Source organism: Asticcacaulis sp. P4_H10, from assembly GCF_056400965.1.
In genome coordinates, this window is sequence record NZ_JBFUKH010000002.1 from 178,817 (window position 1) to 199,134 (window position 20,318).

Annotated in this window: 22 protein-coding genes; 16 read left to right on the top strand and 6 right to left on the bottom strand. The window is 60.7% G+C overall.

Annotated features, from left to right (window positions below; genetic code table 11):
• Nucleotides 1-16 precede the first annotated feature (16 nt).
• Nucleotides 17-403: a hypothetical protein gene (locus AC1DON_RS04900; protein ID WP_476933630.1), complete on the top strand. Its 387-nt coding sequence runs from the start codon at nucleotides 17-19 to the stop codon at nucleotides 401-403.
• On the opposite strand, the gene pyrF is transcribed toward AC1DON_RS04900, so the two are convergent.
• Nucleotides 400-1,101 carry an orotidine-5'-phosphate decarboxylase gene (pyrF, locus tag AC1DON_RS04905; RefSeq protein ID WP_476933631.1) on the bottom strand — a complete coding sequence of 234 codons (702 nt, stop codon included), beginning with the start codon at nucleotides 1,099-1,101 and terminating at the stop codon, nucleotides 400-402. The two genes, AC1DON_RS04900 and pyrF, sit on opposite strands and share 4 nt — an antisense overlap.
• Before the next feature lie 95 nt (nucleotides 1,102-1,196).
• On the opposite strand from pyrF, the gene AC1DON_RS04910 reads away from it, so the two are divergent.
• Nucleotides 1,197-1,946, top strand: a complete 750-nt coding sequence (locus tag AC1DON_RS04910; RefSeq protein WP_476933632.1) for a MarC family protein — start codon at nucleotides 1,197-1,199, stop codon at nucleotides 1,944-1,946.
• 42 nt (nucleotides 1,947-1,988) lie between these two features.
• Here the strand turns inward: AC1DON_RS04910 and AC1DON_RS04915 are convergent, their stop codons facing one another.
• Nucleotides 1,989-2,786 (bottom strand): SDR family NAD(P)-dependent oxidoreductase, encoded by a 798-nt coding sequence (locus tag AC1DON_RS04915; RefSeq protein ID WP_476933633.1) that lies wholly within the window; start codon nucleotides 2,784-2,786, stop codon nucleotides 1,989-1,991.
• 104 nt (nucleotides 2,787-2,890) lie between these two features.
• Complete coding sequence (locus AC1DON_RS04920; RefSeq protein ID WP_476933634.1) at nucleotides 2,891-3,349, bottom strand: Rrf2 family transcriptional regulator; 459 nt, start codon at nucleotides 3,347-3,349, stop codon at nucleotides 2,891-2,893.
• Between the two features lie 176 nt (nucleotides 3,350-3,525).
• Here AC1DON_RS04920 and AC1DON_RS04925 point away from each other — a divergent pair, with 176 nt between their 5' ends.
• Nucleotides 3,526-5,559, top strand: coding sequence for a potassium transporter Kup (locus tag AC1DON_RS04925; RefSeq protein WP_476933635.1), 2,034 nt, complete (start codon nucleotides 3,526-3,528; stop codon nucleotides 5,557-5,559).
• Between the two features lie 110 nt (nucleotides 5,560-5,669).
• Here the strand turns inward: AC1DON_RS04925 and AC1DON_RS04930 are convergent, their stop codons facing one another.
• Nucleotides 5,670-6,269 carry a nitroreductase family protein gene (locus AC1DON_RS04930; RefSeq protein WP_476933636.1) on the bottom strand — a complete coding sequence of 200 codons (600 nt, stop codon included), beginning with the start codon at nucleotides 6,267-6,269 and terminating at the stop codon, nucleotides 5,670-5,672.
• Nucleotides 6,270-6,379: 110 nt separating this feature from the next.
• On the opposite strand from AC1DON_RS04930, the gene AC1DON_RS04935 reads away from it, so the two are divergent.
• From AC1DON_RS04935 to AC1DON_RS04945, 3 genes are all read left to right on the top strand, one after another.
• Complete coding sequence (locus AC1DON_RS04935; protein WP_476933637.1) at nucleotides 6,380-7,135, top strand: dienelactone hydrolase family protein; 756 nt, start codon at nucleotides 6,380-6,382, stop codon at nucleotides 7,133-7,135.
• Between the two features lie 91 nt (nucleotides 7,136-7,226).
• Nucleotides 7,227-8,012 (top strand): dienelactone hydrolase family protein, encoded by a 786-nt coding sequence (locus AC1DON_RS04940; RefSeq protein ID WP_476933638.1) that lies wholly within the window; start codon nucleotides 7,227-7,229, stop codon nucleotides 8,010-8,012.
• Between the two features lie 156 nt (nucleotides 8,013-8,168).
• Nucleotides 8,169-8,924, top strand: a complete 756-nt coding sequence (locus AC1DON_RS04945) for a dienelactone hydrolase family protein (protein ID WP_476933639.1) — start codon at nucleotides 8,169-8,171, stop codon at nucleotides 8,922-8,924.
• 39 nt (nucleotides 8,925-8,963) lie between these two features.
• Here the strand turns inward: AC1DON_RS04945 and AC1DON_RS04950 are convergent, their stop codons facing one another.
• The gene (locus AC1DON_RS04950; protein WP_476933640.1) at nucleotides 8,964-9,452 is read right to left on the bottom strand and encodes a TIGR02300 family protein; all 489 of its coding nucleotides are present in this window, start codon (nucleotides 9,450-9,452) and stop codon (nucleotides 8,964-8,966) included.
• Nucleotides 9,453-9,612: 160 nt separating this feature from the next.
• Between AC1DON_RS04950 and AC1DON_RS04955 the strand changes: the two genes are divergently transcribed.
• The 3 genes from AC1DON_RS04955 to rpsA all read left to right on the top strand — a co-directional run bounded on the left by AC1DON_RS04955 (nucleotide 9,613) and on the right by rpsA (nucleotide 13,432).
• Entirely contained in the window at nucleotides 9,613-10,890 is a 1,278-nt protein-coding gene (locus AC1DON_RS04955) for a 3-phosphoshikimate 1-carboxyvinyltransferase (RefSeq protein ID WP_476933641.1), read from the top strand.
• 14 nt (nucleotides 10,891-10,904) lie between these two features.
• Nucleotides 10,905-11,540, top strand: a complete 636-nt coding sequence (gene cmk / locus AC1DON_RS04960; protein WP_476933642.1) for a (d)CMP kinase — start codon at nucleotides 10,905-10,907, stop codon at nucleotides 11,538-11,540.
• Nucleotides 11,541-11,743: 203 nt separating this feature from the next.
• Nucleotides 11,744-13,432, top strand: coding sequence for a 30S ribosomal protein S1 (gene rpsA, locus AC1DON_RS04965; RefSeq protein ID WP_476933643.1), 1,689 nt, complete (start codon nucleotides 11,744-11,746; stop codon nucleotides 13,430-13,432).
• Between the two features lie 127 nt (nucleotides 13,433-13,559).
• Here rpsA and AC1DON_RS04970 read toward each other — a convergent pair whose 3' ends face one another.
• Nucleotides 13,560-14,717 carry a sterol desaturase family protein gene (locus AC1DON_RS04970; protein WP_476933644.1) on the bottom strand — a complete coding sequence of 386 codons (1,158 nt, stop codon included), beginning with the start codon at nucleotides 14,715-14,717 and terminating at the stop codon, nucleotides 13,560-13,562.
• Nucleotides 14,718-14,894: 177 nt separating this feature from the next.
• On the opposite strand from AC1DON_RS04970, the gene AC1DON_RS04975 reads away from it, so the two are divergent.
• From AC1DON_RS04975 to AC1DON_RS05005, 7 genes are all read left to right on the top strand, one after another.
• Nucleotides 14,895-15,266 carry a YciI family protein gene (locus AC1DON_RS04975; RefSeq protein ID WP_476933645.1) on the top strand — a complete coding sequence of 124 codons (372 nt, stop codon included), beginning with the start codon at nucleotides 14,895-14,897 and terminating at the stop codon, nucleotides 15,264-15,266.
• A 68-nt stretch (nucleotides 15,267-15,334) separates the two neighbouring features.
• A complete protein-coding gene (locus AC1DON_RS04980) occupies nucleotides 15,335-15,733 on the top strand; it encodes a VOC family protein (protein WP_476933646.1) in 399 nt (132 codons plus the stop codon).
• A gap of 334 nt (nucleotides 15,734-16,067) precedes the next feature.
• Nucleotides 16,068-16,370, top strand: coding sequence for an integration host factor subunit beta (locus tag AC1DON_RS04985; protein WP_476933647.1), 303 nt, complete (start codon nucleotides 16,068-16,070; stop codon nucleotides 16,368-16,370).
• Between the two features lie 141 nt (nucleotides 16,371-16,511).
• Complete coding sequence (gene mscL / locus AC1DON_RS04990; RefSeq protein WP_476933648.1) at nucleotides 16,512-16,922, top strand: large-conductance mechanosensitive channel protein MscL; 411 nt, start codon at nucleotides 16,512-16,514, stop codon at nucleotides 16,920-16,922.
• 105 nt (nucleotides 16,923-17,027) lie between these two features.
• Nucleotides 17,028-18,608 (top strand): murein biosynthesis integral membrane protein MurJ, encoded by a 1,581-nt coding sequence (murJ, locus tag AC1DON_RS04995; protein ID WP_476933649.1) that lies wholly within the window; start codon nucleotides 17,028-17,030, stop codon nucleotides 18,606-18,608.
• Nucleotides 18,609-18,611: 3 nt separating this feature from the next.
• The gene (gene trpS / locus AC1DON_RS05000) at nucleotides 18,612-19,619 is read left to right on the top strand and encodes a tryptophan--tRNA ligase (protein ID WP_476933650.1); all 1,008 of its coding nucleotides are present in this window, start codon (nucleotides 18,612-18,614) and stop codon (nucleotides 19,617-19,619) included.
• A gap of 124 nt (nucleotides 19,620-19,743) precedes the next feature.
• A complete protein-coding gene (locus tag AC1DON_RS05005; protein ID WP_476933651.1) occupies nucleotides 19,744-20,241 on the top strand; it encodes a copper chaperone PCu(A)C in 498 nt (165 codons plus the stop codon).
• Nucleotides 20,242-20,318 lie beyond the last annotated feature (77 nt).

The following is a 20,318-nucleotide window of genomic DNA, read 5'->3' on the forward strand; positions in this document are numbered from 1 at the left end:
CACCGGAGTCTGCAAAATGAAAAACGTGTTGTTCGTCGGGCAGGATCCGAAGACTGTCGATTTCTCCGATCCGGCGCTGCCGCCCGGTACGAATGCTGAGAAAATACAGGCGGGTATCGATCTGGCCGCGCGTGATATCGCAGACCGGGGCTGGCATGGCGATCTGTGCATGATCTCGCCTGACGACGCGGGCATCGCCGTGCTGAAGGACCAGCTGTCGCGCAGGGCCTATGACTGCGTAGTGATCGGCGGTGGCCTCAGGCTGCCGCCGAAGAGCCTGAAGCTGTTCGAAACTGTGCTGAACACAGTGCACAAGGGCGCGCCGAACGCTGCGATCGCCTTCAATACCTCGCCCAAGGATACCGCAGATGCGGCGGGACGCTGGCTGGACGCCCTGGCCTAAACGTTATGGATCGCCGCCAGGATACTTTGGGCGGCGGCAACCGGATCGGCAACGCGTGTGATCGGACGGCCGACCACGACGTGTGAGGCGCCGTTCAGGAAGGCGTCCTGCGGCGTGGCGATGCGGTGTTGGTCATTGACGTCGGAACCTTCCGGGCGCACGCCGGGCGTTACGATCAGGAAGTCGGCTGGCACGCGCGCACGGATCATGGCCGCTTCGTGCGGGCTGGCGACGACACCGTCCAATCCACACTCGACCGCCTGATCGACGCGACGCATGACAAGGTCAGCCAACGGGACACCATAGCCCATTTCGTCCAGATCGGCCTGGCTCAGCGAGGTCATGACCGTCACACCGATAATCTTTGTCGCGCCATCGCCCCTGCCTTTGACGGCGGCACGCATGACTTGTGGTTCAGCATGGACGGTCAGAAGGTCGCAGGCGCCGGAACAGGCTGCCTTGGCCGCGCCTTCGACCTGGGCGCCGATATCGTGCAGTTTCCAGTCCTGGAAGATCAGCTTGCCCTGGTCCTTCAGCTCGCGCGCCAGGTCCAGACCGCCCTGGGACAGTAGGGTCAGGCCAATCTTATAATAGGAGACGCTGTTGCCGAGGGTCTTGACCAGGGCGCGGGCGCTGTCCAGGTCAGGCTCATCCAGCGCCAGGATCATACGGTCGTCGGCCTTGTAAAGCTCAGTCATGGCGGTCATCCCTTGTGCGCGGTGAGGGGCGATTACGCGATTTGCCAGGACTGCACAAGTCAGTCTAGACTTCGAGAATCACGGGGTGTGCCGCTATGTTCGACGATCTCAATCTCACGAAGCTGCTGCCCTTCTACATCAACTTCTTCATCACCCTGTTCGCGCTGATCGACCCGATCGGCAATGTGCCGATCTATGCGGCGGCGACGCAAGCCCAGTCAGCCACGGCGCGGCGCTGGCTCAGCATCTATATTTCGGCTTTCACGGCGGTGATCCTGTCGATCTTCTATTTCGCCGGCCTGAGCATTTTGCAATTCTTCGGAATTTCGATGGATGCCTTTCGCATCGCCGGCGGGCTGTTGCTGTTCCTGATGGGGCTTCAGATGGCGCAGGGCGATTTCATGGAAACCTTCGCCCATGCCGAAGAGGTCAAAAGCGGGGGTGACCCGACAACGGGCGTCCAGCCGCTGGGCCACCGTGAAACCGCGAAGAAGAGCTTCGAGAAGCTGGTCGTGCCGTTCGCCTTTCCGCTAATGGTCGGGCCGGGAACTATTTCGACGGTAATTATTCAGGCCGGCGTCGCGCAGGATCTGGGGCCGCTGGGGGTGATTATCGGCGTGCTGGCCATTCTGACGACGGCGGTGGCGATCCTGGTGTCATTGCTGCTGTCGAACACGATCTCGCGGATTTTCGGGCGGGTCGGGATGGTCGTGGTGGTGCGGGTACTGGGGCTGATCCTGTGCGCCCTGTCGGTGCAGATCATCATCTCGTCAATCGGCGCAATTACCCAGGACATCATCCTGCCTAGCGCTGCGCATCCGTATGAGAACGGACATGGTCGGTAAAAGGAAGCCGAAGGGGCCAGGGGTCCCTTCACCCCATAAGTTTTAGCGGTGTATCTTTCTCAACTGCCCTGACGCCAGCTCCATCACCCAGTCATCGGGCAGGACCTTCAGCAGTGCGGCCGCCGTCTTGTTCGGCGCGCCAGGTACACAGCAGGCGCGATTGGCCTCGGCGGCAACAAAGCCTTCACGCGCAACCTCATCAGCACCCATCCACCACCATTCGGGGATGGCCTTCGACAGCTTGGAGCGCGTGCCGACGACGTCGTGGAATTCGGAATAGGTCCATCCCGGGCACAGCGACGTCACGTGCACGCCGTGGTCACGGACTTCCAGGTGCAGGCTTTGCGAAAAGCGCGTCAGGCCGGTTTTCACAGGCCCATAGAGCGTATCGCCCGGCGACGCCGGCAGGTAGCCGGCCAGCGAAGACACATTGATGACTCGGCCGAACTTGCGCTCGATCATGCCGGGCAGAAAGCGGTGTGTTAGCTCGATCGGCGCCAGCCACATGACCTGCATGAAGGCACGATGCTGTTCCAGCGTGGTGCCCAGGAAGCCGCCAGGCTGGCCATAGCCGGCATTGTTGACCAGGCCGTCGACGCTGCGGCCGAGAGCGAGCACGCTTTGCTGCAAGGCTTCGGGGGTGGCGGAATCGGACAGGTCACCCGGCAGGGCATGGGCTTCAACACCAAAGCGCAGGCGAATTTCTTCGGCCAGCGTCTCCAGACGGTCCTGTCGGCGGGCGGTCAGCGCCACGTCCCAGCCATGCGAGGCGTAGGTACGCGCAAACGCCATGCCGATCCCTGCGGACGCTCCGGTAATCAGGACAAGACGGCGGGCCAAGGCTTTAGTTCCCCTAGAAAATCAGGCGCAGATCGAACACGACCGCTGCCAGAAATGCAAGTGGATTGATAGTGCGGAATATTTAAGAAATGGCCAAGCTCAAATCAGGCAGGGATCTTCTCGGCGCAGTCTTCTGCTTGTTCACCAACATGATTCAGCAAATCTGCGACCGTAATCTTGGACAGGCTGGTTGAGGCCGCCGCATTGGCGAGCTGCATGGCGTCGTTGACGGCGCGCGGAATGGCCTGGCTGACCGGGCAACCCTTGGCGCCGACCGGTGCGGAGCCCAGATGCGCGCAGCCATTGACGGCCTTGAGCACTTCATCGAGGCGAATCTGTTCCGGACGCTTGAGCAGCCATGCCCCGCCGGCCACGCCCGAGCACGTCGCAACCAGGCCGGCTTTGGCCAGCTGGGTTGTCATGCGACGGATGACAACGGGATTGGTCGGAATGCTGGCCGCCAATACGGAAGAGGACACCGCCTGCTCACGCGAATAAGCATTGCGGTGCGCGAGATACGCCAAGGTATGCGCTGCGACGGGAAATCTTTGACTGTCGGACATGATTATCTCGATATTACAACAGTTTTGGTTCTGTTCCTAGGGCAGCCAAGTCACAGCTCTGTCATGAACGCCCTAAATGGGCATTGAATGTGTTTTTAAATAGGCGTAAGAGCCCGTCGTTCAAGCGAGGGCGTCCTTGAAAAGACCGTGGTGTCATGCCCTCAGGAGAGTAGTACATGACAGGGGATTCCCCTGCCGGAACGCCGGGCTCCCAGCCGGCACCGGCAACCGCCGACGACGCGCCGACTACTGCTGTCGCGGCCACCGTTTCCACAACATCGAAGGATGCCGCTGCGGAAGCCCCTGCACACCATGGTCACGCGCATGCGGGATTCCTGGCGCTGGCGCTCGGCTCGGTTGGCGTCGTCTTCGGCGATATCGGCACCTCGCCCCTTTACGCCTTCAAGGAAGCGCTGCACGCCGCCGCCCATGACGGGGTGACACGGCCGGAAATCCTCGGGGTCATATCGCTGGCCCTGTGGGCCATGATACTGATCGTTGCGGTCAAGTATGTCGGCTTCATCATGCGCGCCGACAACAATGGCGAAGGCGGGGTCCTGTCGCTGATGGCCCTGGCCCAGCGCGCCATGGGACGCAGAACGCAGATCGTCTTTGTCCTCGGCGTCATCGGCGCGGCGCTGTTTTATGGCGACGCCGTTATCACGCCGGCCATGTCGGTGCTGTCGGCCGTCGAAGGCCTGCGCACCATTCCCGGAATGGAAAACAGCATTTCGACCGAAATGGTGCTGGCGATTGCCGGGGTGATGCTGCTGGGCCTGTTCATGTTCCAGAGCAAGGGCACGGCCAAGGTCGGCGTTGTCTTCGGCCCGATCTGTGCCATCTGGTTCACGGTCATGGCCGTGTTGGGCATAATGCAGTTTGTACAACGTCCTGAAATCCTTATTTCCATAAACCCCTTCTATGCGGTCAAGTTCCTGGCGGAACACGGCCTGTCGGGCTTTATCGTCCTGGGCGCGGTCTTCCTGACGGTGACGGGCGCCGAAGCCCTGACCGCCGACATGGGCCATTTCGGCCGCTGGCCGATCCAGGCGGCGTGGCTGTTCTTCGTGCTGCCGTGCCTGACGCTGAACTATCTGGGGCAGGGGGCACTGGCGCTGAAAGTGCTGGAAGCCACACCTCCCGGCCAGCCCTTCCACCAGATGAACTGGTTCTTCGAGATGGCGCCGGAAACCTATCGCCTGCCGCTGGTCATCCTGGCCGGCATGGCGACAGTGGTTGCATCGCAGGCGGTGATCACCGGCGCGTTCTCGCTGACGCAACAGGCGATCCAGCTGGGTCTGCTTCCGCGCCTGACCGTGACGCGGACGTCGGAAACCCAGTCGGGTCAGATCTATGTCCCGCAGCTCAACAACATGCTGCTGGTCGGTGTGGTCGTGGTCATGGTGACCTTCCAGACCTCGTCGGCCCTGGCGCATGCCTATGGCCTGGCTGTGACAGGCACCATGGTCGTGACGACCATGATGGCGACGGTTGTCATGCGTCAGATGTGGAAGTGGCGCTGGCCGATGGTGCTGGCTTTCGTTATCCCGTTCATGATCCTCGACCTGTCGTTTCTGAGCGCCAATGCCCTGCGCTTCTTCTCGGGCGGCTGGCTGCCGGTGCTGATCGGCGCGTCGCTGTTCCTGGTCATGGCGACCTGGGTGCGCGGCAGCCAGATCCTGATGGACAAGTCGCGGCGTGACAGCGTGATGCTGACCGACCTGGTCGAGATGATGAAGAAGCGGCCGCCACATCGCGTGGCAGGTACGGCGATCTTCCTGACGTCGGACGCGGAAATCGCGCCGGTCGCCCTGATGCACAATCTCAAGCACAACAAGGTGCTGCATGAGAAGAATGTTATCCTGACGGTGCGCACGGCCAATACGCCGCGCGTGCCGGATGCCGAGCGCGTGACGATCGAGATCATCAACGAAGACTTCAAGAAGCTGACGATCAGCTACGGCTTCATGGAAAGCCCGAACCTGCCGCGTGCGCTTGGTGTGTGCCGCAAGCTGGGCCTGAAGTTCGACATCATGGCGACCAGCTTCTTCCTGGGCAAACGGAACGTCGTGCCGTCGGCCAATTCGGGCATGCCGCTGTGGCAGGACAAGCTGTACATCTTCCTGATGCGCAATGCAGCGAACCCGACGGACTTCTTCCATATCCCGCCGGGTCGCGTTGTTGAGCTTGGCACTCAGGTGACTGTCTGATTCCAACCGCTTTATGGTTTGGCAAGGGCGACTGCCCTCCAAGCCTTTCGGCGCTTGAGCTGAAAAAGCTGGGTCAAGGGTCCTTCGGACCCTTGCCGCCGGAGGCTTTTTTAGACTGTCGGATTCGTCACTTCACCCGAAAACCTTCCTTTGAAGACCATGGCCGACAGTGGCTGGCGATCCGAAGGCGATTCACGCGTCTTCAGGAAGTCGGGCAGGCTGTCCGGGTCGCCCTTGTGGCCGATGGCATAGGCGGCGTCGAGCTTGACGTTGTCCGGTAGACCCAGGACCAGCGGCGCCTTGTCATAATGAAGACCGCCCATGCCATGGGCAACGAGACCCAGCTTATGTGCCTGAAGCGCCAGAGCGAAGGACGCGGCACCCGTGTCAAAGCTGTGAGTCGGGATGTCGCGCTCGCCATCGAACGTCGTGACCGAGGCGGCAAAGATCAGCGCGCCGGCATTCTTCGCCCAGCCTTCATTGAACGGCACCAGCAGGCTGAGAAGCGTGTCGAATTCCGGCGTGCCGTTGAGCGCATAGATGAAGCGCCAGGGCTGAAGGTTGGATGCCGACGGCGACCAGCGCGCGGCTTCGAGCAGGCTCAGGACCTGATCTTCGGTGACCGGGGTGTCGGCGAAAGCGCGCGGCGACCAGCGTTCCAGGAACTGGGGATCGATAGGGTGGGTCGGGTTGCGGAACGAGGTGCTCATCTGGGTCTCCATTATGTGACTGGCTTTCGCGGCCGAACTCTGGTTCACAAAGCCTACAACCAACATTCGTAACTAAAATAGTGACAGTTACATATGGTTCAAGAGGTCCCGTGTTAGATTCTTTACAGCGCCGCCATGATTTTTTAGCACCGTACATCACGGTGTATGGCCCGGCAGACACCACCCCCCGCCCGGCCGTGCTGATCTTCCACGCCTGCAATGGCATCCGGCCGCATATCCACGCCTATGCCAGGCTGGCGGAAAAGGCCGGGGTGCGGGCTTTTGTCATCGATAGTTTCATGCCGCGCGGCTGGGACCAGACGGCGGCGGTCAGCCTGGTATGCTCAGGCCTGGCGCTGCATGGCTATGAGCGGTCAGGCGACGTGCTGGCGGCCGTCTGGGGCATTGCACGGCGGCCGGATGTCGATGCGTCGCGCCTGTGCCTGGCAGGATGGAGCCACGGCGCGTGGTCGATCATGGACCTGATGACGCAGCGCCTGGAGCGCGAGGGCGCAGCGCGGTTGAAGGACCCGAGCCCGGAACCGCTCAAGGGCGTGAAGAGCGTCTTCCTGGTCTATCCGTACATAAACTTTCCGGCGCGCAGCAATACGCACCATTGGGAATACCGGCCGCAGACCCTGGCCGTGCTGGCGCGCAGTGATTTCCTGACGGCGCATGCCCATGCAGCCAATACCTTCAAACGCCTGAGGGACGAGGGTGTGCCGGTAGAGACGCTCGATCTCGACGCCACACATTGTTTTGACGAGGATGGCATTCATTTTGGATCGTTCATGTCCTATGATGCGGCCTGTCATGACCGGACCGAGCAGGCTTTTGTGCGGTTTCTGGAAGAGACGCTGGGGTAGTTCCAAAGCTTGCTTTGGTAAGCCCGACCGGGCGCCCGAGCTTGATGCGAGGAGCCTCGCGGCGCTTGAGCGCTAAAAAGAGGGGGATTACATGCAAACCATGGCGGAGCGCTACGCGCTGCTGGAAAAGGACATCACGGTGTACGGGCCGGACGACAAAAGCGTCCTGCCGGCGATTGTGCTGTTTCACGGCTGCGGCGGTATGCGGCCGCACATCCATACCTATGCCAAGGCTGCCGCGGCACTCGGCATTCGCGCCTATGTGGTCGACAGCTTCACGCCGCGCGGCTGGGACCGCGCCTTTGCCGTTTCACTGATCTGCACCGGCGCCTTCATGCAGGGTTATGAGCGGTCGGGCGATGTGCTGAGCGTGTTGTGGGGGCTGAAGCAGTCCGGCCGTGTCGATATGGACAATGTGGTGCTCGCCGGCTTCAGCCATGGCGGCTGGTCGATCATGGACCTGATGACGCAAGGCTTGACGAAAAGCGGCGAAGCCAGGCTTGCCGATCCGGATGCGGCGCTGGCGGACCAGGTCAAGGGCCTGTTCCTGGTCTATCCGTACATAAGTTTCCCGGCGCGCAGCAATACAAAGCCGTGGGTGCGCCATCCGAAAACCTTCGCCGTGCTGGCGGAAAAGGACCACCTGACGCCGGTCAAGCATGCGAAGAAGATCTTCGCCAATGTGACGGCGGCCGGGTCTGCGGTCGAAGTCCTGCCGATGGCGGCCAGCCATGCCTTTGACGAGGAAGGCAATAAGGGCATGGTCATGGCCTATGATCACGAAGCCATGGAGGCGTCGATCGCGGCCATGGTCAGGTTCCTGCGCGAAACCTTGCTGTTGCCGGAGCAGGCGAAGCCCGTTGCGGTCGGCGGTTAACCGGATATAGTCGGGCAGACGGATGCAACCCCTAACCCTCTCCTCTTAAAAGGGACGAGGGGATTTTCAGAGCGTAATCCGCTTAGTGTCCCCTTTCCCCACGAAGAGGGAAGAGGGTTAGGGTGAGGGGTTCTTCCAGCGGGCTCAGGGGAAATCATGGCACTCGATACGCTGCAGCAGCGGTGCGACCTGTTGATGCCGCATGTCCAGGTCTTTGGGCCTGAGGACGGCGTGCGGCGGCCGGCCCTGATCCTCTTTCACGGCTGCGGTGGTATAGCTTCAAACCTTGCCCTCTATGCGCATGCGGCCGTCGCCAGCGGCATGCGCGCCTTTATCGTCGACAGCTTCACGCCGCGCGGCTGGACGCGCAAGCATGCCGCCGCCTGGGTTTGCAAGGGGCTGAAACTGCGCGGCTATGAACGCTCGGGCGATGTGCTGGCGGCGGTCGCGGGGATCAGCCAAAGGCCGGATGTCGATCCGGACCGCCTGATGCTGGCGGGGCTCAGCCACGGCGCCTGGGCGATCATGGACCTGATGACACAAAAGCTCGACAAGGCGGGTGACGCACGCCTCAGTGATCCGGCACCGCAATGGCTCGATGGCGTGAAGGGGCTTTTTCTCGTCTACCCCTATATCAACTTCATGGCACGGTCGGTGACGCGGCCATGGCGGCACAAGCCCAAAACTCTCGCTGTGCTCACTCTGTCTGATCATCTGGCGGCCTACAGGCATTATCTCCGGCTGATCGTCAAACTGCGCAAGCAGGGTGTCGCTGCCACGACGGTATCGGTCGAGGCCACGCACGCTTTCGACGAGGAGGGCATCGATCGCACCGGCATCATGCGCTACGACGCTGAAGCGCTGACCGTGACGCTCGACACCCTGAAAGAGTTCATCGCCGAAACCATTTAACGAAAAAGGCCGCCAGAGTTTCCAGCGGCCTTCTTGTTACTATCGGTCTTCTTCGTCTGCACCGGGCAGGCCGTCGATCTCTTCGTCGAAGTCGGCGTCGTCTTCGTCTTCCAGGAAGGGGACGTCATCGGCATCGTCGTCGACCAGTTCGGCGTCTTCGATGTCCATGTCGACCGCATCGCCGGGAGCGCCGACGCGAGCCGGGTCAGCCGGATCGAGGTCTTCGTCTTCGTCGATGATAAGCGTGTCGTCTGCGACCACTTCGTCGATTTCAGGTGTGATGACTTCGGGCTCTTCGTCCTCGTCCTCGCTCGGGGTCTTGCCCTTCACCTGATCTTCGGCTTCCTCGTCCGTATCTTCATAGTCAGGGGCGGTGGTGCGGACGCGCGTACGACGCGTGCGGATCACTTCTTCCTGGTCGAATTCGAATGCGCATTTCGGGCAATGCGCCGGCCGGTTGTTCAGGTCGTAGAACTTGGCCGTGCAGTTGGGACAAACCTGTTTGGTGCCTAAGGCGGGATCAGCCACGGATGGTCCTTATCAATCGGAATAGAAAAAATGCGTTTGCGATTGGCCCCCTTGCCACTAGTAAGGCCTCCTGTCAAAAGCTTAAATCCGCGCCGGCTTCAATTTTTCTTGCTGGAAATTTTTTTGCGGCCGAAACCAGCCCCCTTTTATCGACGCATTCATGATACCCGATCAAGCTACCGCCGCCAAAACCGCTGTAAGACTGGCAACACCCGAGACAACTCTTACCGGCCGGATTGCCCTTCCTGGATCAAAGTCCATCACCAACCGCGTTCTGCTGATCGCGGCGCTGGCGCAGGGCAAGAGCCGGGTCAGCGGCGCGCTCAAAAGCGACGACACAAAATATATGGCGCGCGCCTTGGGCCAACTGGGCGTGACGGTCACTGATACCGGCGACACGGAGTTTCTGGTCGAAAGCTCAGGCACGCTGACGCCGTCTGTCGAGCCGCTGTTTCTCGGCAATGCAGGCACGGCGGTGCGCTTCCTGACGGCGGCCGCCGCCAATATCGACGGTACGACGGTGCTGACCGGCGACGCGCACATGCAGAAGCGCCCGATCGCGCCGCTGGTCGCCGCGCTCAACGATGCCGGTGTCACGGCGACTTCGCCGACCGGTTGTCCGCCGGTTACGGTTACAGGGACGGGCGGCTTCACCAATCGCACCATCGACGTCGATGCCAGCCTGTCGAGCCAGTACGTCTCGGCCCTGCTCATGGCCGGCACCAAGGGCGATGCACCTCTACGTCTGCGGGTCAAGGACGGCGACATTGGTGCGCTCGGCTATATCGATATTACGCTTGCCTGCATGCGCGCCTTCGGGGCGCAGGTCACACAGACTGGCCCACTGGCCTGGGAAATAAACAACAGCTCTTACGAGGCGCGCGACTACTGGGTTGAGCCCGACGCCAGTGCCGCCACCTATATTTGGGGCATCAATGCGCTTTTGGGCGCCAATATCGACATTGGCATCGCACCCGATGCCATGATGCAGCCGGACGCCAAGGCGTATGATTTCATCAGTCAGTTCCCGAACCTGCCGGCGGTCATCGACGGCAGCCAGATGCAGGATGCCATTCCGACCATTGCAGTCCTGGCGGCTTTCAACAATCATCCGGTGCGCTTCGTCGGGATCGCCAACCTGCGCGTCAAGGAATGCGACCGCATCAGTGCCGTCGCCACCGAACTCAACCGCATCCAGCCCGGCCTGGCCGAAGAGATCGGCGACGACCTTTTGATTACGCCCGACCGCACTCTGATCGGTAAGACGGTCGAGGCCAGCATCGAAACCTATCACGATCATCGCATCGCCATGTCTTTCGCGATTGCTGCCCTGGTCATCGATGGCGTGCGCATCCTCGATCCGGGCTGCACCGCCAAGACCTATCCCGGCTACTGGCGCGACCTTGAAAGCGTCGGTGTCAGCATGACATTCGAATAACGGAGCGGTTGACCATGGCGCTTATCATCGCATTCGACGGCCCGGCCGCCTCGGGCAAGGGCACTTTGGCCTCGGTGATCGCCGCTGACTACCGCCTGCCCTTCCTCGACACCGGCCTACTCTATCGCGCTATCGGCCACCTGGCGTTCCATCACGACGTGCCGCATTCCGAGGTTGATGTCCTGGCGGCACTGGCCAAGGAAATCGATACGGACCTGTTGTCCGACGAAGCCCTGCGCGGCCGTGAAGCTGGCGAGCGCGCCTCCCAGGTCGCCGCCATTCCCCAGGTCCGCGCCGCGCTCAAGCAGTTCCAGATCGATTTTGCGCAACAGCCGGCCGGCGCCGTGCTCGATGGCCGCGATATCGGCACGGTTATTGCGCCTGACGCTTCGGTCAAGGTCTTCGTCACCGCCCGTCCGGAAGTCCGCGCCCATCGCCGCTGGCTGCAGCTCAGGAAGATCAATCCGGACCTCAAACTGGAAGACGTTCTGGAAGATATCCGCGTCCGTGATGCCCGTGATTCCGGCCGCAGCAGTGCCCCGCTCGAAATGGCCAAAGATGCGCTCTTGCTTGATACCTCCGACTTAGGTATAGAAGCCGCCATCACAGCTGCGCGATCCCTTGTGAAAGACCGGTCTGGCGTTTTATAACGTCAAATCCCAAGCCCGGTCGAAGAGGCATCCACAAAAGACGCCCCCGGACGGTCCGCCGTCGCAGCGATACAACCGGCTTTGCCCGGACTCCATGAAATCAAAGCCGCACCCCGTGCGATCTCCCCAGAGGCGATTTGCCTCTTAAATGGCTTTGGGGATATCAGATCACCGGACACGCGCTCACAAACCAAAGAGACTACATGAGCGATTACAATCCCTCGCGCGACGATTTCGCAGCGCTTCTCGACGAAAGCCTGCACGGCCGCGATATGCTCGAAGGCCAGGTCATCCATGGCCTCGTCGTCGCCGTCGACAAGGACAGCGTCACGGTTGACGTCGGCCTGAAGACCGAAGGCCGCATCCCCCTGAAGGAATTCGGCGCCGACGGCCCGAACCTGAAGAAGGGCGACACCGTCGAGGTGTACCTGGAACGCGTCGAGAACGCGATGGGCGAAGCCGTCATCTCCAGAGAAAAGGCCCGCCGCGAGGAAGCCTGGACCCGTCTGGAAGCCGTCTTCAACCGCGGCGAGCCGGTCATGGGCACCATCGTTGGCCGCGTCAAGGGTGGCTTCACCGTCGATATGGACGGCGCATCGGGCTTCCTGCCGGGCAGCCAGGTCGACATCCGTCCGGTCCGCGACATCGCGCCGCTCATGGGCAAGGAACAGCCCTTCGCCATCCTCAAGATGGACCGTCCGCGCGGCAACATCGTCGTCTCGCGTCGCGCCATCCTCGAAGAAGCCCGCGCCGAACAGCGCACCGAGCTGGTTGGCCAGCTGGCCGAAGGCGAAATCCGTGACGGCGTCGTCAAGAACATCACCGACTACGGTGCGTTCGTTGACCTGGGCGGCATCGACGGCCTGCTGCACGTCACCGACATGTCCTGGAAGCGCGTCTCGCACCCGTCGCAGGTCCTCAATGTCGGCGACCAGGTCCGCGTCCAGATCATCAAGATCAACCCGGACACGCAACGTATCTCGCTGGGCATGAAGCAGCTTCAGTCCGATCCGTGGGAAAATGTCGACGTCAAGTATCCGGTCGGCGGCAAGTTCACCGGTCGCATCACCAATATCACGGACTACGGCGCGTTTGTTGAGCTGGAATCGGGCGTCGAAGGCCTGGTCCACGTTTCGGAAATGTCCTGGACCAAGAAGAACGTTCACCCGGGCAAGATCGTTTCGACCTCGCAGGAAGTCGACGTCGTCGTGCTCGAAGTCGATGCTTCGAAGCGTCGCGTTTCGCTGGGCCTGAAGCAGGCTCAGGAAAATCCGTGGGATCAGTTCCTGCGCAGCCACCCGATCGGTTCGACCATCGAAGGCGAAGTCAAGAACGCCACCGAATTCGGTCTGTTCGTCGGCTTCGAAAACGACATCGACGGCATGGTCCACCTGTCGGATCTCGACTGGAACGTTCCGGGCGAAGAAGCCATCAGCCGTTACAAGAAGGGCGACGCCGTCAAGACCAAGGTCCTGGACGTCGACGTCGACAAGGAACGCATCTCGCTGGGCATCAAGCAACTCGGCAGCGATCCGATGACCGGCGACACCTTCAAGAAGGGTCAGACCGTCACCGTGACCGTCACCGAAATCACGACCGGCGGTATCGAAGTCAAGTTCGGCGAAGACGATGCACCGATGTCGGCCTTCATCCGCAAGTCGGACCTGTCGCGCGACCGCAACGAGCAGCGCGTTGAGCGCTACGCCGTCGGCGACCGCGTTGACGCCCAGGTCACCAACATCGACAAGGCGGCCCGCAAGGTCTCCGTCTCGATCAAGGCGCTGGAAATGGCCGACGAAAAGTCCGCCATCGAACAGTACGGCTCGCAGGATTCCGGCGCTTCGCTGGGCGACATCCTCGGCGCCGCCCTGCGCGACAAGGTCAAGGAATAAGGGTCCTTAGGACCCTTAACCCGGAATCGCTACCGTGTTTAGGCGCGTGTAGCGGTTAGGGTGAGAGTATAAAAGAAGCCGGTGCTGGTGACAGCGCCGGCTTCTTTTATTACTCCGGAGCATTTTATTACTCCGGAGCAGGAGGACTGGGCTTGTCCCGCCTGAACGGATAGGCGAACTGCGCCAGCCAGCCTTTCGGCACCGGATGGCCGCCGATGCCGTAGCCGGACGGCCACTTGTCATCGGGCAGGTAATGCGTGCCGAACAGACGGTCAATCCACGGGAAGTGCACAGCGAAATTGACGTCGATCGCTTCCTTCTCGATGCCGTGATGCCAGTGGTGAAAACGCGGCGTGACGAAAAACGGCGCGATCCAGCGGTCGTCGAAGCGGATATTGGCGTGGACGAACGCTGAGACCAGGTAGATGAAGAAGATATAGCCGTAGAGGGCGTTTTCCTCGAAACCGAGCGCATAGAGCGGAATGATCGTCACACCGCGCAGGGCCAGGATTTCAAACAGATGCATGCGCGATCCGGCCATCCAGTCCATGGCCTGGGCCGAATGGTGGACGGCGTGGAAGCGCCACAGGAAGGGAACGCTGTGGAACAGGCGGTGAAAGCCGTACTGCATAACATCGGCCAGCAACATCAGTTCGATGAACTGCACGATATAGGGCTGGGATGCAACGGCGTTGCGCAAGGGCTGCCACAAGGCCGCGTGTTCCAGCACGGCCATGGTCGGTGCCAGCGAAATGAAGGCCATGATCTGGATCAGCAGGCTCGAGATCAGGAAATAGAGCAGGTCCTCGCGCCATTCGTAACGGAACAGGGGCTGGGGCCGGTCGCCGCTAAACAGCTTTTCCAGCGGCACGAACAGTAATCCCTTCATCAACAGATTCAGGATGAACCAGTCGACGCCGAACCCGATGCCTTCGCCGGGGAGGGTCTGTGCACCGATGGCGCCCAGTGTCATGGTCAGCAGCACGAAGGCGATGGCGCTGAAGCCCAGGATCTTGTTGCGGCGCAGGGTCAGATTGAGACAGGCCAGGCCAAAGGCAAGGAATGCCATGACCTGCACGCCAACCATATAGAACGGGCTGTCGTGGATGTGCCGCAGGTCCTCGACCGAGAACCAGGCTGGGTAATGGTGGGCCAGCAGCATCAGCAGCGCCGATCCGCCGAGCACGAGGGCCAGCATGCCGCTGAGCCAGCCTGACCCGAACGCCCGTTGTTCGGCTTCGGCTTCAAGATCGTTGCGAATAGCCAGACGCAGCTTGCTGAGCATGGTTCCCCCTGTTCGGTTTCGCCCTGCATAACAAAGATACCCTAACGGCAGGTTTCGCCTGGCAGTAGGCAGACCGGGCAAGAGCGGTTAGAAACGTCAAAAAATCCACGCCTGCGTCGATACCGTTGTCGATTCCGGCCACCGCCATTCGTAGATCCTGCAGGAGGGAACTTCGCCATGCACTACGCCATTCTTTGCTACGACTCCGAAGACGTCATCAGCGCCTGGTCTGAAGACAAGGACGCCGAAGTCATGCGTGATCTGGGACTGGTGAACGCGCGCTTGAGTGCCGAAGGCAAGATGGGCCCGGTAGCACGGCTGATGCCAACGACCGCGGCCGTGACCCTGCGCAAAGGCCGTGACACCACCGTTATCGATGGCCCGTTCGCTGAGACCAAGGAGCAGTTGCTTGGCTTCTACACCGTGGAATGCGAAACGCAGGACGAAGCTGTCGATATCGCCAGGGAGCTGGCTGGTGCGTCGGGCTCTGCCGGCTGTTTCGAGGTGCGGCCGATGATGGTGTTTATCCCCGACAGCCGTGCATCCTGACGATGGACTGCTGACAGAAATCTTTCGCGTACCGGTTCAAAGAGCTCGAATAATCACAGGAGACCATCATGACCAACGAACTGCACCGGGGTGTCATCCCCTATCTCAACGTCATCGGCGCATCCGACGCGGCGGAATTCTACAAGAAGGCATTCGCCGCCGAGGAAATCGCCCGCATGCCTGCAGACGATGGCAAGCGGCTGATGCACTGCCATCTCAAGATTCATGACGGTTCGCTGATGTTGTCGGATGTATTCCCGGAATATGGCTATGACCATCAACCGTCGCACAGCTTCACCATGATGCTGGTCGTTGACGATGCCGATCTGTGGTGGAACCGGGCCGTCGAAGCCGGCTGTGAAGTCGTTTCGGAACTGAAGGTCGAATTCTGGGGGGATCGCTTCGGGATGATGCGCGACCGGTTCGGGGTCCATTGGGGTGTCAACGAACCTGCCAAGACAAAATAGAGCGATATGCCGAAACGTAGTTCGGCGTAGCCAAAAGTGTGCAGCGGTTTTCGGCCTAATATCGCGCGAAAACAAAAAATCTAACCTTACTTGAGGTTGTTCGTGCGGTGCGGCCTCAAAAAAAGATGCATTGGGGTTACCTCCGGCGGGAAAGACTTTTGCGTCAAAGCCTTGTCCTGCCGGAGGTTTATTGTGCGCCGCACGCCGGGTGCAAAGGATATTTTTGTGAGTGATATCGTTATCACGCTTTAATTTTTATCCAACCCCTTGATCCCTATTCATTTTTCGATCAATGTCGGTTTGTCTGGAGATTCACTTGTTGGGGGACACAGCAATGCTGAAATCTGAACTGATTGAACGCCTCGCATCTGAATATCCGCACTTGACGCAAAAAGACGTCGAGCGCGCTGTAAACCTCATTTTCGAGTCGATGATCGGTACCCTTGAAAAGGGTGGTCGCGTTGAATTGCGGGGCTTTGGCGCCTTGTCGGTTCGTTCCCGACCCGCCCGTGCGGGCCGCAATCCGCGCACCGGTGAGTCGGTCAAGGTGCCGGCCAAGCACGTGCCCTTCTTCAAGAGCGGCAAGGAATTGCGCGAACGCCTGAACCTCAGCGGCGACGATAACGACGCTGATTAACTCCTGCGCAAAACGCAGGCGCCCCTGACTTAAAAGTGCGCAAACGTTTTTCGCTTAAATAATCAGACAAACAGTGCTTAGATCGCAGCGATTCCATTGGAATCGTTCGATTTTGATCCTCCGGCCGGAAGGGGAGCACCTATGAGCATTGTATCCGAATTCAAAACATTCCTGATGCGTGGCAACGTCATCGACCTGGCGGTTGGTGTTGTCATCGGTGGCGCCTTCGGCAAGATCGTTACGTCACTGGTCGAAAACATCATCATGCCGCCGATCGGCGTGGTTACCGGCGGGGTCGATTTTTCCGATCTGAAGTTCGTTCTGGTCCCCGCCGATGCGGCGACCAAGACTGCTGAAGCGGCCATTTCCTATGGCATCTTCATCAACACCCTGATCCAGTTCGTGATCATCGGCACGGCGATCTTCATGGTCGTCAAGGCAATCAACAAGCTGATGCCGCCACCGCCGCCTCCGCCGCCCGCCAACACTCCCAGCCAGGAAGAGCTGCTGGCCGGCATATTGGCCGAGTTGAAGAAGCAAAATAAGGGCTAAACATACTCTTGTGCACGAAAGGAGGGACGCCTAAACAACGTCCTTCCTTCGATAGGCAGCAACTACGTGTCACAGCCTCCGGCGTCCGGTCCTGAATCCGCTCCAGTGCCTCCAAAGTCTTCGGGCCTTATCAAGAATTCGCTGATCAACAGCGGCTTTACCCTTGTAAGCCGCTTCCTGGGCATGGCCCGGGACCTGGTCATCACCGCTGTTCTGGGCGCGTCGGGCAATATCGCTGCCGACGCCTATAATACGGCGCTCAGCTTCCCCAACGTGTTTCGCCGGATTTTTGCCGAAGGCGCCTTTACCGCCGCCTTCGTGCCGTCCTATTCGGCGGTGCTGGAACAGGAAGGACCTGAAGCCGCCGACAGGCTGGCGCGCGATGCCCTGGCGACCCTGTGCTGCATGACGCTGGTCGTCACAATTTTGGCCCAACTGACCATGCCGTGGCTGATGCAGTACATCATCCGTCCCGGCTTTGTGGACACGCCTGAAAAGTTCAAGCTCACCTGGGTTCTGACTCAGGTCGCCATGCCCTACCTGCCGTGCATGGCCATAGTGGCGCTGTTGTCGGGCGTATTGAACGCGCGCGGCCGTTTTATCGTCTCGGCGGCCGTGCCGACCCTGCTCAACATTGTCATGCTGGTTATTGTCTGGCCGCAGAAGGACCCGATCTCGGGCGCCTGGGCCGGGGCGATCGGCATTCTGGTCGCTGGTGTCGCCCAGGCGGGCCTGCTGGTCTGGGGTGTGCGCCGGGTTGGGGCGCGCATTGGCCTCAGCGTCATTCCGCGCCTGACGCCTGAGGTCCGCAAGCTGTTGTGGCTGGCGATACCGGGCGCGCTTGCCGCATCGGCGACGCAGATCAACGTGCTGGTGTCGGGCTTCTTTGCCTCGGCCGTCGATGGCGCCGTGTCGTGGCTGTCGGTCGCTGACCGGCTTTATCAACTGCCGCTCGGCATGGTCGGCGTCGCTATCGGCGTCGCGCTTCTTCCCGCTTTGTCGCGTGCCGTCCAGGCTGGTGACCACAAAGGCGCGCAAAACACGCTCGACAGTGCGCTGATCTATTCGATGGTCTTCACCCTGCCGGCGGCGGCGGCGCTGGTCTCCATTCCCTTCTTCCTGATCGATGGCCTGTTTACGCGCGGCGCCTTTCACATCTACGATGCCCAGCAGACGGCAGCCGCCTTGCTGCACTATGGCTGGGGCGTGCCGGCCTTCGTGCTGACGCGGATCCTCAGCCCGGCCTTCTATGCCCGCAAGGACACCTGGGGGCCGATGCGCTTTGCCCTGGTCAATGTCGTGGTCAACCTGATCGTCGGCGTCAGCATGTTCCACCTAATCGGTGTACCCGGCCTGGCCATCGGCACCTCGGCCGGGGCGTGGGCCAATGTCATCCTAATGGTCGTAGCGCTCTACCGCCGCAAGCTGTGGCAACTGTCGAACCGCAGCGGCGCCGCCCTTAGCAAGATCGTCCTGTGCGGCGGCGTCATGGGTGCGTTTCTGGCCGCCTGTTCCTTCTATCGTCCCGTCGTCCAGGCGCCAATCGCGGCTATCCTGCACGGTGGCGTCAAGGAAATCGCGGTGGTGGGGGTTTGTTTTGCCGGCCTGTTCCTTTATATCGCCTGTCTCTTTGTGACGGGCGCAGTGCGTCCGGCGGAACTGAAGGCAGCGCTTCGGCGCAGATAGACAATGACAAAACCCATGCGCATCCTGTCCGGCATCCAGGCATCCGGCTCGCTCCATCTCGGCAACTATCTCGGCGCGCTCAAGAAGTTCGCCGACATGCAATCGCTGGAGGCCGAGCGCTTCTACATGATCGCCGACCTGCACGCGATCACGGTCTGGCAGGATCCTGCCAAGCTGCTGTCGCAGACGCGCGAGATTGCCGCCTGTTACCTGGCGGCCGGCGTCGATCCGGACAAGTCGGTGATCTTTCCGCAATCGGCTGTGCCGGCGCACACCGAAATGGCATGGCTGTTCAACTGCGTGGCGCGCCTGGGCTGGCTCGATCGCATGACCCAGTTCAAGGACAAGGCTGGCAAGGACAAGGAACGGGCTTCGATCGGGCTCTACACCTATCCGGTGCTGCAGGCCGCCGACATCCTGATTTACAAGGCGACGCACGTGCCGGTCGGCGAAGACCAGCGCCAGCACCTCGAGCTGACACGCGACGTCGCCAAGAAGTTCAACCACGACTATGGCACTGAGTTCTTCCCTCTGCCCGAGACGCTCTATCAGGGCCCGGGCGCGCGGATCATGTCTTTACGTGACGGCCTGGCCAAGATGTCGAAGTCCGACCCTTCGGACAATTCGCGCATCAACCTGACAGACGATGCCGATACGATTGCATCCAAGATAAAGAAGGCCAAGTCGGACCCTGAGGTCCTGCCCGAAGCCGAAGATGGCCTGGCGGAGCGTCCCGAAGCCAAGAATCTGGTTGGCATCTATGCCGCTCTGGCCGGGATCAGCGCTCAGGACGTGCTTAATGAATTCGGCGGCAAGGGTTTCGGCGCGTTCAAGCCGGCGCTGGCAGATGTCGTGGTCGGCAAGATGGCGCCGATTTCCGAGACCCTGCGCCGGTTGCTGAATGATCCGGCGGAAATTGATCGCGTGCTGAAGCTGGGTGCGGAGCGGGCGCGGGAAGTGTCGGCGCCGGTGGTTGAGGAGACCAAGCGGATCATCGGGTTGTGGGGATAAGGCTCGCAGGGGTCGCGGACCCCTACACCCCGATACACGACGGTGTTATAGAAGCACGTAATCACTACAAGTACGAGGTGCAGGAGGCCTGCCTCCTGCAAGCACTTTCTTCCCGGAGCCACCCATGAAGCGCCTTGCCGTCCTCACCCTCGCCGCCCTGGCACTCGCAGCCTGCGACGGCGCCTCGACCACGACCGTTTCCAAGTCGAGCAACATCAACGGCGTCGTCACCTCCAGCACGATCACGATGACCGACTACGCCATGCGCGCGGCGCTGGGTAACAATCCGAACACCGGCGCCTATGTGACGATCCGTAACACAGGCAAGGAGGCCGATCGTCTGGTTTCTGTGTCGTGCGACTGCGCGACGACGACGGAGCTGCACAGCATGGCGACGAAAAATGGCGTCATGGAAATGGCCGAGGTGAAGGAAGGTTTTGCCATCGCGCCTGGCGAAACCCTCACGCTGAAGCCTGGCGGCAACCACATCATGCTGATGGGCCTGAAGGTCCGCCCGCAGGATGGCTCGACCGTCAATGTCAAGCTGACCTTCGAGAAGGCCGGCGAGATTACCCTGGCCATGCCGGTGTCCAACACGCCCCTGACCAAACAGCCTTCGTAAGACCGATAGGGTAAAACCCCATCGCCATTGACTCGCCCCCATATTTTGTTATTTTCCGAATAACCAAAATATAGGGG